Source organism: Meiothermus sp. Pnk-1 (assembly GCF_003226535.1).
GTDB lineage: Bacteria > Deinococcota > Deinococci > Deinococcales > Thermaceae > Allomeiothermus.
The window spans coordinates 47,106-59,833 of the sequence record NZ_QKOB01000002.1 but is presented as its reverse complement, the minus strand read 5'-3'; the positions used below and the strand labels follow the sequence as shown (position 1 = coordinate 59,833).

The 12,728-nt window shown below is 64.0% G+C and carries 14 protein-coding genes and 1 pseudogene; 10 read left to right on the top strand and 5 right to left on the bottom strand.

Annotated elements, in window-relative coordinates:
* The first annotated feature begins 9 nt into the window (after positions 1 to 9).
* The 6 genes from DNA98_RS03135 (at position 10) to DNA98_RS03110 (ending at position 5,280) form a co-directional block, all read left to right on the top strand.
* Positions 10 to 939 (top strand): nucleoside hydrolase, encoded by a 930-nt coding sequence (locus DNA98_RS03135; protein ID WP_110525629.1) that lies wholly within the window; start codon positions 10 to 12, stop codon positions 937 to 939.
* A gap of 93 nt (positions 940 to 1,032) precedes the next feature.
* Complete coding sequence (locus DNA98_RS03130) at positions 1,033 to 1,947, top strand: hypothetical protein (protein WP_110525626.1); 915 nt, start codon at positions 1,033 to 1,035, stop codon at positions 1,945 to 1,947.
* 98 nt (positions 1,948 to 2,045) lie between these two features.
* Complete coding sequence (locus tag DNA98_RS03125; protein ID WP_110525623.1) at positions 2,046 to 2,768, top strand: zinc ribbon domain-containing protein; 723 nt, start codon at positions 2,046 to 2,048, stop codon at positions 2,766 to 2,768.
* Positions 2,769 to 2,772: 4 nt separating this feature from the next.
* On the top strand, positions 2,773 to 3,087 hold the full coding sequence (locus tag DNA98_RS03120) for a hypothetical protein (RefSeq protein WP_110525620.1): 315 nt from the start codon (positions 2,773 to 2,775) through the stop codon (positions 3,085 to 3,087).
* Positions 3,088 to 3,188: 101 nt separating this feature from the next.
* Positions 3,189 to 4,802, top strand: a complete 1,614-nt coding sequence (locus DNA98_RS03115; RefSeq protein WP_110525617.1) for an amidohydrolase family protein — start codon at positions 3,189 to 3,191, stop codon at positions 4,800 to 4,802.
* 37 nt (positions 4,803 to 4,839) lie between these two features.
* Positions 4,840 to 5,280: a hypothetical protein gene (locus DNA98_RS03110; protein ID WP_110525614.1), complete on the top strand. Its 441-nt coding sequence runs from the start codon at positions 4,840 to 4,842 to the stop codon at positions 5,278 to 5,280.
* A gap of 122 nt (positions 5,281 to 5,402) precedes the next feature.
* Here the strand turns inward: DNA98_RS03110 and DNA98_RS03105 are convergent.
* The 5 genes and pseudogenes from DNA98_RS03105 to DNA98_RS03085 form a co-directional block, all read right to left on the bottom strand.
* Positions 5,403 to 6,043, bottom strand: a pseudogene (locus DNA98_RS03105) (MBL fold metallo-hydrolase).
* A 14-nt stretch (positions 6,044 to 6,057) separates the two neighbouring features.
* The gene (dxs, locus tag DNA98_RS03100) at positions 6,058 to 7,923 is read right to left on the bottom strand and encodes a 1-deoxy-D-xylulose-5-phosphate synthase (protein WP_110525611.1); all 1,866 of its coding nucleotides are present in this window, start codon (positions 7,921 to 7,923) and stop codon (positions 6,058 to 6,060) included.
* Between the two features lie 86 nt (positions 7,924 to 8,009).
* Positions 8,010 to 8,666 carry a hypothetical protein gene (locus tag DNA98_RS03095; protein ID WP_110525608.1) on the bottom strand — a complete coding sequence of 219 codons (657 nt, stop codon included), beginning with the start codon at positions 8,664 to 8,666 and terminating at the stop codon, positions 8,010 to 8,012.
* Between the two features lie 76 nt (positions 8,667 to 8,742).
* Positions 8,743 to 9,192 (bottom strand): hypothetical protein, encoded by a 450-nt coding sequence (locus DNA98_RS03090; protein ID WP_110525605.1) that lies wholly within the window; start codon positions 9,190 to 9,192, stop codon positions 8,743 to 8,745.
* Positions 9,193 to 9,266: 74 nt separating this feature from the next.
* Positions 9,267 to 9,929, bottom strand: coding sequence for a PspA/IM30 family protein (locus DNA98_RS03085; RefSeq protein ID WP_110525602.1), 663 nt, complete (start codon positions 9,927 to 9,929; stop codon positions 9,267 to 9,269).
* Positions 9,930 to 10,018: 89 nt separating this feature from the next.
* Between DNA98_RS03085 and DNA98_RS18010 the strand changes: the two genes are divergently transcribed.
* The 4 genes from DNA98_RS18010 to nrdR all read left to right on the top strand — a co-directional run bounded on the left by DNA98_RS18010 (position 10,019) and on the right by nrdR (position 12,557).
* Entirely contained in the window at positions 10,019 to 10,630 is a 612-nt protein-coding gene (locus DNA98_RS18010) for a transposase family protein (RefSeq protein WP_233493052.1), read from the top strand.
* A gap of 117 nt (positions 10,631 to 10,747) precedes the next feature.
* On the top strand, positions 10,748 to 11,116 hold the full coding sequence (locus DNA98_RS18005) for a DDE transposase family protein (protein ID WP_233493050.1): 369 nt from the start codon (positions 10,748 to 10,750) through the stop codon (positions 11,114 to 11,116).
* A 186-nt stretch (positions 11,117 to 11,302) separates the two neighbouring features.
* A complete protein-coding gene (locus tag DNA98_RS03075) occupies positions 11,303 to 12,013 on the top strand; it encodes an SDR family NAD(P)-dependent oxidoreductase (RefSeq protein WP_110525599.1) in 711 nt (236 codons plus the stop codon).
* 73 nt (positions 12,014 to 12,086) lie between these two features.
* Complete coding sequence (nrdR, locus tag DNA98_RS03070; protein ID WP_110525596.1) at positions 12,087 to 12,557, top strand: transcriptional regulator NrdR; 471 nt, start codon at positions 12,087 to 12,089, stop codon at positions 12,555 to 12,557.
* Positions 12,558 to 12,728: the final 171 nt, after the last annotated feature.

The following is a 12,728-nucleotide window of genomic DNA, read 5'->3' as shown; positions in this document are numbered from 1 at the left end:
ACTAGCCTCGTGCCCCGAAAGATCATCTACGACTGCGACCCCGGCCACGACGACGCCATCGCCATGATGCTGGCCCTGGCCAGCCCGGAGCTCGAGGTGCTGGGGGTGACGGTCGTCCACGGCAACGTGAGCCTTGCACGCACCGCCCGCAACGCCTTGGTGGTGCGGGAGATCCTGGGAGCTGAGGTGCCCGTCTACGCCGGGGCCGACCGGCCCTTGGTGCGCGAGCGGATCAGCGCCGAGGCCGTCCACGGGGTCTCGGGGCTAGACGGACCCCACCTGCCAGAACCCAAGCGGGGCCTGGAACAAAAGCACGCCGTGGCCTTTCTCATCGAAACGGTGAAGGCCCACCCCGGGGAGGTCACGCTGGTACCCACCGGGCCGCTCACCAACCTGGCCTTGGCCCTAAGGCTCGAGCCCCAGATCGCCGGGCTCATCCCGCAGATCGTGCTGATGGGAGGCTCCCTGGACACCGGCAACTGGACCCCCGCCGCGGAGTTCAACATTCTCTGCGACCCCCACGCCGCCCGGATCGTCTTCGAATCGGGCATCCCCATCGTGATGATGGGCCTCAACTTGACCCACCAGGTCATTGCTACGCCCCGCTGGGTCGAACGCTTCCGGGCCCTAGGGACCCCGGTGGGCGAGTTCACCGCCCAGCTGCTCGAGTTCTTCCGCGAGCACCATGTAGACCGCTACGGCTGGGAAGGCGCTGCCTTGCATGACCCTTGCGCGGTGGCCTACTTGATCCGGCCCGAACTCTTCAAGACCCAGGCCATGTACGTGGCCATCGAGACCAACGAGGGGCTCAACTTTGGCCGCACCGTCTGCGACCGGTGGGGGGTCACCGGTCGGCCCGCCAACGCCCAGGTGGGGCTTGCGGTGGACGCCGAAGGACTGTTCGACCTGCTGGTGGAGCGCGTCGGTAAGTATAGATAAAAGCGCCCTGGCCCATACGTCACAGCCCTATATAAATACCGCATTACACTTGGATTGTCGGCTTTGCCGCCGGCTTAGCCCCGCGCCTGTTTCATGGAAGAACTCATCACCAACGCCCCTGCTTCCTGGCCGACGGTGCGCCTCAGGGAGTTTGTCCCTAGCAACCGCCCCGAGCACCGCAAAGCCAATCAACTCCACTTCGCCACCGCGGTGGAGACCAGTTTTCGCGGCTCGCAAGTCCAGGTGTTGGAGGCCGATGTGATCCGCATCACGCCGGGAGGGGCGGTGCAGGTACCGCTGCGGGTTCGGGATAAAGAGGGCGAATACGACCTCTTCTTCTACGCCGACCCAGATCCCCAAGCCGCCGGGCACTACGAGGCCCTGCAAGCTTTGGCCCGCAAAACTCGCCGCTTCCGCCCGATCTTCTACAGTACCGACGACCTCACCCTCATCTACCCCGATCCTCCCGCCGAGCCGGTAGCCCGGCGCGACCGGCTTTACGTGAGCGCTTCGCTTTTCCCTCCCAAAGGCCAGTACGCCATGTGGTGGGCCGAGCGGCCCGGCGAGCGCTTTTTGCTCTCGCGCACCTACGAGATCTATGACCGTATCTACCACGAGGTGGCGGGCCTCGAGACCAGCGCCTTTGCCCAGATCCTGATCGAGCTGGAGATGATCCAAGACGAGGAGGAGTTCGCCCTGATGACCTCGGTGCCCAGCCGCATCGAGATCCCCCTGCTGGGGCCGGAGGGGGTGCCGATGGTGGCCTCCTTCTCTCCCGACCGAGGGATTCGCTTCCACCTGCACATGCGCCACGCCACCGCCGAATACCGCGACGCCTTCCTCGAGCTGTTTTTGGCGCGAATCAAGCTATGGAAAAAGGAAAGCCCCGCTGCTCGGTTCACCCTCGCCGACAGCCCTCCCCTTAACTGGTGGAGGGGGCTGTGGAAACGGCTGCAAGGCCACGAGGAGGAGCAGACCGCCGAAGCGGTAGGAGCGCTTAGCCGGTGAGAAGCCTGGCCGGCCGCTGCGATGGCCAACGAACCGGGGCGTCGCTAAGTAGCCGCTTCGGCCGAGATAGGGCTTGGACTAATGTTAGACTAAGGTTTGTGAACGGGTCGGACTCCTTGGCACAGCTTTTCCACCTACAAGATAAGGACCTCGAGCTGGATCGCATCAAAGAGGAAGAAGACCGCATCCCCGAAGAGCTGGTGGCTGCCCGTGAACGCTGGATCGCGCTACAGGATGAGCTAGAGGGGCTGCAGGACCGCTTGCAGGAATCCCGCCTCGAATATAGCCGCAACGACCTCCAGCACAAAGACCTCACCGCCAAGCGCAGCAAGGCCCAGGAGAGCCAGCGCAACGCCCAGAGTGCGCGTGAACAGACCCAGTACGAAAACGTGATCCAGCAGTTCAAAGGGCTGATCGAGGAGCTCGAGGAGGCCATGCTCCCTTTGCTCGACGAGATCGAGCGGCTGGAGGGGGAGGTGGCGCGGGTCAGGGCGGAGCTCGAGGCCGAGCGGCCCCGGCTGGAGGAGCTCGAGGCCGCCAACGAGGCCCGCGTCGCCAGGCTCGAGGCCACCTACCAGGAAAAGCTCACCGAGCGCAACCAAATCGCCGCCGGCATCCCGGCCACCCTGGTGCGCGAATACGAGTCCATCCGCAAAGCCCGCAAGGGAACCGGGGTCGCTAAGATGCTACGGGGTGGTTCGGGGTATCGCTGCGGAGCCTGTAACGTGCAGCTCCCGATGCACGTGGCCCAGCAGGTGATCCAGTCTGGCAAGGTGGTGCGCTGCCCGGCCTGCGGACGCATCCTGTGGAAGGGCGAGTAGCGTTATGTCGGTGGTTGGCGTTTTTCTGGCGTTTTTTGTGTTGGTGGGGCTACTGGGCCTGGTCAACCTGTGGGTAAACCGCAAACGGGAGGCCGCGTTTCAAGCCTGGCTGAAGGAGCACTTGCCTGAAGGGGTGGAACTCGAGGAGTTTCTCAGGGCGGCCCCCTACGGCTACCGCTTGCTCCTCGACCGGCGGGCTTACGGCATCTGGGACAAGCGCACAGGCGACGATACACCGGTCAATACCACCAAAACCGAGGAAGAAGCCCAAGCCTGGATCATAGCGGCGACGCTCAACGAGCAACGTAATCCCTCGTAGCGCTCTATATCCCATCACCCCCACAAGCAGATCGTCCTTGCCCTGCCCCAAATGCTGCGCCCTGCCAGGGTCAGTAGGGGGATTGCCGGTATGCTAGCCCCATGAACCATCTTCAGGCCGATTGGGTGATCCGAGGGGCTCGTGTGGTGGACGGGACCGGCAACCCCTGGTTCTACGCCGATGTAGGGATCATAGGGGACAAAATCGCAGCCGTCACCCCGCCGGGACAGCTTTCGGGGCGAGAGATCCTCTGGGCTGAGGGCCTGGTGCTCGCGCCGGGGTTCATCGACATCCAAAGCCACTCGATCCTCTCGTTATTGAAGGATGGGCGCTGCCTTTCCAAGCTCGCCCAAGGGGTGACCACCGAGATCATGGGCGAGGGTTGGACGCCGGCCCCTTTTGGGGGGAAGCTCGAGCGCCCCTTCCCGCAAAGTTGGACCGGCCTCGAGGCCCACCAGTGGAGCGAACGGGCCAAGGGTTGGAGGCGCTTTTCCGACTGGCTCGAGGACATGGAGGGCCGGGTCTCCCCCAACATCGGCTCCTTCCTGGCGGGGGGGACGTTGCGCGAGTACGCCTGTGGGATGCGCATGGGCCAGGCCAGCCCAGAGGAACTCCAGCTCATGCGTCAGGTGATGGCCCAGGCCATGCAGGACGGGGCGATGGGGGTGGCCTACGCGCTCATCTACCCGCCGGACGAGTTCGTGGGTACCGATGAGATCGTGGAGGTATGCCGGGTGGTGGCTCGCTACGGTGGGATCTACATCACCCATATGCGCTCGGAGGGCGACCGACTTTTGGAGGGGGTAGAAGAGACGCTCGAGATCGCCCGGCGGGCCAATCTTCCCGCCGAGATCTACCACCTCAAGGCTTCGGGCTCGCGCAACTGGAGCAAGATGCCCCAGGTGATCGAGCGGATCAACCGAGCCCGCGCAGAGGGGCTCGACGTGACCGCCAACATGTACCCCTACCCGGCCTCGGGGACCGGGTTGGACGCGATCCTGCCGACGTGGTTGGCGGCAGACGGGAGATTCTTCGAGAACCTGGAAAACCCCCTCACCCGTGCCCGGGCCAAGCAGGAGGTCTTACAGGGTACCGGGGATATGAACACCTCCAGGGCCGAAGACATCATGCCGGTGGGCTTCTACAGGCCGGAGAACCGGATCTATATCGGCAAACGGCTCTCGGAGATCGCCCAGATGCGCGGCCAGGATTGGGTAGACTGCGTGATCGATCTGCTCCTGTCCGAGCGCCAACGCATCAGCACCCTCTACTTCACCATGACCGAGGACAACCTGCGCCTGCAGGTACAGCAGCCCTGGATCAAGTTCTCCTCCGATGCCGGCGGGCTCGACCCGGCGACCGCGGCCACCCCGGTTCACCCCCGGGCCTATGGCACCTATCCTCGAATCTTGCGCAAGTACGTGCGCGAGGAGGGGCTGATAGGCCTCGAGGACGCCATTCGCAAGATGACCGGCGCGGTCGCTAGCCGCCTCGGCATCCGCGATCGCGGGAGGATCATTCCCGGCTTCTACGCCGACCTGGTGCTCTTTGATCCCATGACCGTAGCCGACACCGCCACCTTCGAAGAGCCCCATCGGCTGCCCCTCGGCATCCATCAGGTTTTCGTGAACGGGGTGCGGGTCATCGAGGACGGGAGCCACACCGGGGCACTGCCCGGGCGTTTCGTGCGCGGGCCGGGTTATAGAGGCCGATAGCTCAATGGGCGGACCGGCCATGCCTTACATTGAGCCCATGTACGATCTCATCCTTGCGCTGCACAACTTCACCCGCTGGTTGGTCCTGATCGCGACGGTGTATGTCCTCTGGCGCTCCTGGCGGGGCCTGCGCTCAGGGAGGTACCAGGCCTTGGATCGGATGGCGGGGGTAGCCTTCACCAGCACGGTGGACCTGCAGCTCCTGCTGGGCATTTTGCTGCTCGCCTTCAGCCCGCTGATGCAAAACGCCTGGGCCAACCTGGGAGCTGCCATGCAAAACCCCGGACTCCGCTTCTTCCTGGCCGAGCATCCGGTGGTCATGCTCGCTGCGGCGATCCTGGCCCATGTCGGGAATGCCCGGGTGCGCCGGGCGGCCACCGATGTCCTCAAACACCGCCAAGCCCTGCTCTTCTACGGGCTCAGCACGCTTTTGATCCTGCTGGCGATTCCTTGGTGGCGGCCTTGGCTGCGGTTTTAGGGGCGTCGTCGGCGCTCTCCTCGCATCCCAACAAAAAAACGGGCTTCTCGCCCGCTGACAAAAAGCATTATAGCACGATTTGCAAAAATGCAAAGATATATGCTTCGACGGCTTGAGGCCGATCAGGGCGATGGGCTAGCGATCACCCCCAGCCTTCGGGCCAGGTCTATGACCGCCTCGAGGGTGGTCGGGGGGCCATGCCCAACGTAGATCTCTCGGGCCTCGAGGGCGGCGATCTTGCCTACCGTCCGCTTGGCTTGCGCAGTGTCGGCATTGACTATAGGCGGCGGAACGCGCGGCCCTTTGGCTCCCACCCGCAGGGCGTCGGCTGCAATCAGCACCCGGTCTTTGAGCAGCCCGATCTGGCCCGCGGTGTGGCCCGGTAGGTGCACCACCTTCCACCCCATTACGTCCGATCCTTCCTCTACGGGGGTGAGGGCCTCTTCGGGTAGGGGAGCGGCGCTGTTGGCGATGCGGTCCCCCAACCAGGGAAGCGGCGGGAAGGGCGGGCGGCGGCGAGCCCCGCTGATGTAGGGAATGTCGAGGGGATGGGCATAAACCGGCATGCGGTATTTCTGCCATAGCCTCCAGGCCCCCCCACGTGGTCCAGGTGGTGATGGGTAAGCAGCACCGCGGCGGGCGGGGTCGGTGCGAGGAGGCGCAGCAGCTTGCGGCCCTCCCAGGGAATCCCCGTATCCACCAAAAGCGAACCTTGGGGGGTATCGAGCAAATAGGCATTGGCGGCGAGGGGGAGAACTCGCATCAGCGCTTCGCCCGTTAGCGCTTGCTGTCCAATGCCGGGGGTTTGGGGGCCACCCCCATCTCCGCCAGGGCCTGGAGAATCGCCCCTGCGTCAATTCCGGCTTCTTTATGCAACCGGGCGATCGAGCCGTGGTCGAAGAACCGGTCGGGCAGGCCCAGCACCCGGATGTCCGGCTTGAGGCCCAGCTCGTTCAGGGCCTCGAGCACGGCTGAGCCGAAGCCGCCCATCTTCTGGTGGTCCTCCACGGTGACGAGCTTGTAGCCCTCTAATGCTAGCCGCTCGAGCATCTCCCGATCCAGCGGCTTGAGGAAGCGGGCGTTGATCACCCCGACTTCGGGGTGGTCGCCCGCGGCCTCGAGGGCGTACTTGAGGGTCTTGCCGAAGGCCAGGACGTAGGCCCTCGAGCCCTCTTTCAGCACCTCCCACCGGCCCCACTCGATCTCGGGCCAGCTCCCCTCGGGGGCTTTTTCCACGTTGTCTCGGGCGTAGCGGATGGCCACGGGGCCGCCGAGCTCGAGGGCTTTTTTGAGCATGGCCCGCAGCTCGAGGGCGTCCTTAGGAGCCGCGATCTGCACGTTGGGGACGGTGCGCAGGTAGGCGATGTCGAACACCCCGTTGTGGGTCGCGCCGTCGCCGCCCACGATGCCCGCGCGGTCTATGGCGAGCACCACGCCCAGCCTTTCGATGGCGATGTCGTGGACCACCTGGTCGTAGGCCCGCTGCAAGAAGGTGGAGTAGATCGCCAGCACCGGCTTGAGGCCCCGCAGGGCCATGCCTGCCGCGGTGGTGGCGGCCACGTCCTCGCAGATGCCGGTGTCGAGGTAGCGGCTGGGGTGGGTTTGGGAATACCTCACCAACCCCGAGCCCTCGCGCATGGCCGGGGTGATGACGAAGAGGCGGGGCTCGAGGTAGGCCAGCTCGGTCACCGCGTCCCCGAAGGCCGCCGACCAGGAGTAGCCCTTGGAGACCTTCTCGGGCTTTTCCGGGTTGAAGCCGGGCGGGCCGTGCCAGTAGATGGGGTCGGCCTCGGCCACCTTGTAGCCTTTGCCCTTCTGGGTGGCGATGTGCAAGATGGTGGGGCCGTCGAGTTCCTTGAGCTCCTGTAGGAGGTGAACCAGGCCCTTGAGGTCGTGGCCGTCCACCGGCCCCACGTAGCGCAGGCCCCAGGCATAGAAGGGGTTCTCCTGGTGCAGCACCAGCTTGGCGGCTTCCTTGGCCCGGTCGACGAGGTTGAAAAGCCGCGGGGAGATGTGCTCCAAAACGTCCCGGCCCCACTTCTGGGTGTCCTGCACCCACTTCTTGATCTGAAACTCCTTGAAATAGCGGTTCAGGGCCCCCACGTTCTCGCTGATCGACATCTCGTTGTCGTTGAGGATGATCAGCATCTTGCGCCGCTGCTCGCCGATCACGTTGAGCGCAGCCAGGGCCATGCCCCCGGTGAGCGCGCCGTCGCCGATGACGCTGACGATGTGATAATCCTGGCCCAGGGTATCGCGGGCGATGGCCATACCCAGGGCATTGGCCAGCGAGGTGCTGGCGTGGCCCACGGTGATGGCGTCGTGCTCCGACTCGCTGACCTTGGTGAAACCGGAGAGGCCCCCGTCCTGGCGGATGGTGTGGAAGAGCTCTTTGCGCCCGGTGAGGAGCTTGTGCGCGTAGGCTTGGTGACCCACGTCGAAGAGGATGCGGTCTTTGGGCGAGTCGAAGACCCGGTGCAGCGCCACGATGAGCTCCACCGCCCCCAGCGAGGAGGCCAGGTGCCCGCCGTTTTGGGCGCACACCCGGATGATCTCGCTGCGGAGTTCTTGGGCCAGGGCTAAAAGTTCCTCTTCGCTGAGGGTCTTGAGGTCTCGAGGGCTATCCACCTTGTCTAAAACCACGTGTGGCCTCCGGGATGACTTATCCTTGACTCTAGACGGTTTGCGCGCTGTGAAAGTGTTTTAGCCCCAACAAACTCGGGTGAGGCCTACTTGAAATTCCGTTCCACCAACAATAACCCCTCGCGGGTGCGCACCTCGCCCACGTGGGGTACGAACCAGATCTCGTAACGCTCTAGGTGGCCTGCGCTATCCTTGAGGTCGAGGTTGATGCGATAGCCTTTGAACTTCCCGGCCGTGGTGCTAAACTCGCTTTCTCCGGCCACCGTGTAGGTGTACTCGAGGCTATCCTCGGCGATCCGGGCGTTGTTCTGTACGGTGAGGGTGGTCACAAAGCTGGTCTTCCCGCCCCAGGTGGCGCCAAGCTTCAGGTTGCTTTCCGGGGGGTATTCCTGGAGGGGCGGATTGAAGCGCACCCGGGTCTGGGTGATGTTCTCTTCGAAGCCCAAAAGCTGCACCCCATCCGGTCCGATTCGCCGGTAGTAGATCCGGTCCTGGCCCCGCCCGCTAAAGCGAAAGCGCAGGGCGGCCTCCCCTGCGAAGCTGCCGGTTCCCAGCGCGCTGAGCCTGTACGGAGGTTCGTCGCTGCGGGCCCCTTGGGGCTGATAGGTCCACTCGAGCCCGACCTCGCTCGGATAAAAGCTAACCGGGGCCTCTATTCGTGCTTGAACCGTGGAGGGCGTGGTGGCAGAGGGAGCGCAAGCCGCCAAGGCGACCAACAAGAATACGGCCCAGTAGGGTCTCATCGCTTTCTGAGTTTACCTGTATCCGTTGCTGAAACGGGTGAAACCCGCACGAATCCATCCCGGGTGGCCGAGAGGACTACTGTGGCGAGTCCTGGTTTAGCGCCTCGCGCAAAGCAGCGCGCAGGTCTTGCAGGTGGCTGAGGCCCTCTGGCGTCTGTGGACCTTGCCACAACACCAGCTCGGCGCTGAAGTTCTCCAGGAAGCCTACCCCCTCCTCGTAGGTGTGTCTAAGGGCCTCCCGGTGAGCCTCGAGCCGTCGGATCGTAGCCGGCTCGAGGCCCTCTCGGCCCAGCAGCCGCTCCAGCTCTGCGATGCGCGGGAGGAGCTTGCGCAGCTCGAGGCCGTACGCTATAGCCTCCTCGAGGGGCTTCGCCAGAGCCGCCTTGAACACCCGCCGCTGCCGCCGAAGTTCGCTCAACACCCGGTGGAGCCGCTCTGCTTCGGTGGAGGACGCACCGGGCCATAGGAAATACAGCACCGCTGCCACTATGGCGATAAGGATCAGCACCTCGAGAAGCGCGATCATAAGGTCGAAGAGAAGGTGGCTGCCCCCTCCGCTGTTCGGGGCTTACGGCGCCCCCCACGACCCTTGCAAAAGGCTCAGCTTATTCCCAGCTGCTTCTTAAGGCGGGCCAAGTCCTCGTCTACGGCTTTGTCGGAGCCCAGCTCCTCGAGCTGCTTGTCGATATCGCTCTTGTCCATCTCGGTAAGGGCGGCGTGCTTGTCCTCCATGGCCTGAATGCGGTTTTCCATCTCCTCGAAGGCCTGCACGGCGGCGTGGGCGTCCACTTTGGAGTCCATGCGGCGCACCGCCTCGGCGGCTTCCACCCCCTTCTTGCGCGCGATCAGCAGGGCTTTTTTGCTCTCGGCCTCCTGGATCTTGGCCTCCAGCGCTTTGAGCTGGGTCATCAGCTGGTCCACCACGTTGCGCTGCTGGGTGATCTGCTGGAGGAAGCCATCGGAGAGCGTCTGGGCTTGCTGCTTGCGCTTGAGGGCTTCGCGGGCCAGGTCTTCCCTGCCGGCGCGCAGGGCCTCGGCGGCCTTGCTCTCCCAAGCGGCGACTTGCTCGTTGTAGTTTTGCTGGTCGCGCTCGAGTTTTTTTAGCTCGGCCATGGCCTCGGCGACTTCTACCCGGGCCTCACGCAAGGCCGAGCGCATATCCTCTAGGGCTTGTTCGATGATCTTCTCCGGGTCTTCGGCTCGCCGAATCAGATCGTTGATGTTGGCGCGAATGAGCCGAGAAAGGCGGTCGACAATTCCCATTTGTTCCCTCCCCTAGGCGTTCAGTATACCGCTAGAACCCAGGGCCAGGGCAAAATGGCCCATCGTTCAGGCTTTTATCATGAGGTCCTATGACCCCAATACTTAGCCCCCTGCCCTACCTGGCTCAGGTCCCCGATCCCCGCGAACACCTGAAGACACGATACCGCTGGCAGGACCTGCTGCTGATCTGCCTACTCGCCGTGGGTTCAGGACGGAACAACATCCTGGCCATCAGCCAGTGGGTCAACGACCAGGCAAGCTTCTTGCTGGACCAGGTGGGTATCCGTACCTGCCAGGGAGAGCGCCAGCTCCCCGCCCAAGCCACCCTCTACCGCTTCTTCTGGGCGCTAAGCGAGGGGCTAGAGCCCCTACAACAGGCCTTGCTCTCCTGGGCTCAAGACGTGGGGCGAGCCCTGGGTCACGAAGGTCCCCTGGCCATCGCCGCCGACGGGAAACACCTTCGGGGTACCCGAAGGGTCCGACGGGGGGAGGAAGCCCTGGTCTTCCTCTCGGCCCTGGTGCAGGGGCTGGGGCTCTCCCTGGGGGGCCAAGAGGTCGTTTCCGGGGAGGCCACGGCAGTCCGGGGGCTTTTGGTGCGGATGGAGGGGCTGGAGGTGGCTTGGGTGCTGACCGGGGATGCCGGTTTGTGCGCGCCGGAGGTGGCGGGGGCGGTGGTGGAGCAAAAGGGGGTTACCTGCTGAGCGTCAAGGCCAATCAAGCGGAGCTCAAGGAGCTTATGGAGTGCGGCGACTGATCGCCACCTTTGGCATGAGGTGCGGGGTGGAGCGCTCTGGACATGGCACCTGGAGGCCCTGCCCATGCCCGAGGAGGTGAGCGGCTGGCGAGGTTCACGGCTGGCCTTGCGGATGCGGCGGAAGGTGGTGTGCAAGGCCACCGGGGAGGTGCGGGAAGAGGCGGCTTATGCCCTGACCAGCCTGGGGGCTTCGGCGAGGGAGCTTTATGCCCTATGGCGGGGCCACTGGGGGGTGGAGAACCGTCTACACCACAAGCGGGACACGGTCTTTGGGGAAGACGCTTCCCGCAGCCGCAAGGGAGCGGCGGGGTTGATGTACTTGCGGGACGTCATCCTGAGCCTCTTGCACCTCAAAGGGTGGCCGGTGTTGCGCTCGGTGAGGAGGTTCTCCGTTGATCCCCATCCCCTACTCCAGCTCATTCAGGGGTCGTGATAAAAGCCTGCATCGTTGCCCCACCGCCGCTCAAAGCTACACGGGTACGTCGTCCGTCGTACGCCTTAGGTATGATCCACCTGCGACCGAATAGGGTAGCTCGTGTGCTGCCGAAGGTTGGTGGAGCTTGGGGAAGCGGTGAGTTTGTTGCGATTATGTTCACTTCTTCACGTAGAATGGAGGGGCATGACAAGGGATCTGCTGGGTCTATCAGGCCGAATCGTCATGGTCACCGGGGCGGGGCGTGGCTACGGGCGCTCGTTGGCTCATGCCTACGGGCGTAACGGGGCCACGGTGGTGGCGGTAGACCCGGATGTCGAGCTGGCTACCAGCGTAGCCTCCGAGGTGGAAGAGCTGGGGGCCACGGCCATCCCCATCCGGGGGGATATGGCGGTGGTGCTGGACGTGATGAACACCTTCGACAAGGTGGAGGAGCTATTCGGCACCCTGGATGGCATCGTTCACGTGACCCGGGCCGACAGCAAGACCCCTTTCCTCGAGCTATTGGAAAGCGAGTGGTATGACCTGCTCAATGCCGACGTGAAATCGAGCCTCTACGTGATGCAGCACGGGTTGCGCTACCTCTCGGGTGGGGGGTTTGTGACGGTGGTACTGCCCCCCTCGGGCCGCAATCAGCCGCACGTACTTTCCGTGCGGGGTGCGGTGGCTGGGTTGATCGAGGGCACTACCCAGATCTTTCCCGAGAACGTGCGGGTCAACGGCATCGTGCCCAGCCGGGATGCCTCGAGCAGCGAGTACGATCAGCCGCTGGTGCGGGCTGCGGTTGGGCTAGGCTCGATGGTCTCAGAGGGGATCCGCGGTCAGGTGATAGAGGTGTTGTTGCCCGAGCCGCCGCAGCCCCCGGAGATCTACGACCTGTTGCGGGAGCTGCCTTGAGTCACGGAAAATGTCATACGCCGAACACGAAAAAACCACGGCACATGGTGTATAGCCTTCGACAAAAGCCCCTATGACCTGTCCCTACTGCAATGCCCCCGATACCCGCGTGGTCGATTCCCGTCCGGCCAGCGAGGGCGGGGCCATTCGCCGCCGCCGCGAGTGTGAAAAATGCGGGCGGCGCTTCACCACTTACGAACGCGCCCAGGTCGAACCCTTGATGGTGGTCAAGCGCTCCGGCCGCAAGGAGACCTTCAACCCGGAAAAGCTCTTGCGCGGACTTTTGCTGGCTTGCGAGAAGCGCCCGGTAGACATAGAAGCCTTGCAGAGATTTGCCTATAGCTTTGAGGATAACGTGGACGCGGCCGAGATCACCTCCGAGGAGATCGGCCTCAAGGCGCTGGCCTTTTTGCGCGAACAGGACCCGGTGGCCTACATTCGCTTCGCCTCGGTGTACCGCGAGTTCGACTCGGTAGAGAACTTCATCGACGAGATCCGGCGGCTCGAGCGGCGCAAAAGGAAATCCCAAGGGGCTAGGCGCTAGGGGCATTGGGCTGAGCGCCCGTCATAGGTCGTACGCAAAACGCGGCGGAACGGGGAAGCGCACCGCCATTTCGCTTCCCCTGGCGGCCCCCCTCCAACCCAACGCCCCTCGGTTCTTCGTCTTGTCCGTGCAGAAGCGTTATGATAGCGGGACATAGCGCAGTTTCGCGCG

Excerpts from the sequence above, each read along its gene's own strand:
- DNA98_RS03130 (WP_110525626.1), top strand. The coding sequence starts at position 1,033 with ATGGAAGAACTCATCACCAACGCCCCTGCTTCCTGGCCGACGGTGCGC.
- DNA98_RS03085 (WP_110525602.1), bottom strand. The coding sequence starts at position 9,929 with ATGGGAATTGTCGACCGCCTTTCTCGGCTCATTCGCGCCAACATCAAC.
- DNA98_RS03095 (WP_110525608.1), bottom strand. The coding sequence starts at position 8,666 with ATGAGACCCTACTGGGCCGTATTCTTGTTGGTCGCCTTGGCGGCTTGC.
- DNA98_RS03120 (WP_110525620.1), top strand. The coding sequence starts at position 2,773 with ATGTCGGTGGTTGGCGTTTTTCTGGCGTTTTTTGTGTTGGTGGGGCTA.
- DNA98_RS18010 (WP_233493052.1), top strand. The coding sequence starts at position 10,019 with ATGACCCCAATACTTAGCCCCCTGCCCTACCTGGCTCAGGTCCCCGAT.
- DNA98_RS03075 (WP_110525599.1), top strand. The coding sequence starts at position 11,303 with ATGACAAGGGATCTGCTGGGTCTATCAGGCCGAATCGTCATGGTCACC.
- nrdR (WP_110525596.1), top strand. The coding sequence starts at position 12,087 with ATGACCTGTCCCTACTGCAATGCCCCCGATACCCGCGTGGTCGATTCC.
- DNA98_RS03110 (WP_110525614.1), top strand. The coding sequence starts at position 4,840 with ATGTACGATCTCATCCTTGCGCTGCACAACTTCACCCGCTGGTTGGTC.
- DNA98_RS03090 (WP_110525605.1), bottom strand. The coding sequence starts at position 9,192 with ATGATCGCGCTTCTCGAGGTGCTGATCCTTATCGCCATAGTGGCAGCG.
- DNA98_RS18005 (WP_233493050.1), top strand. The coding sequence starts at position 10,748 with ATGCCCGAGGAGGTGAGCGGCTGGCGAGGTTCACGGCTGGCCTTGCGG.
- DNA98_RS03115 (WP_110525617.1), top strand. The coding sequence starts at position 3,189 with ATGAACCATCTTCAGGCCGATTGGGTGATCCGAGGGGCTCGTGTGGTG.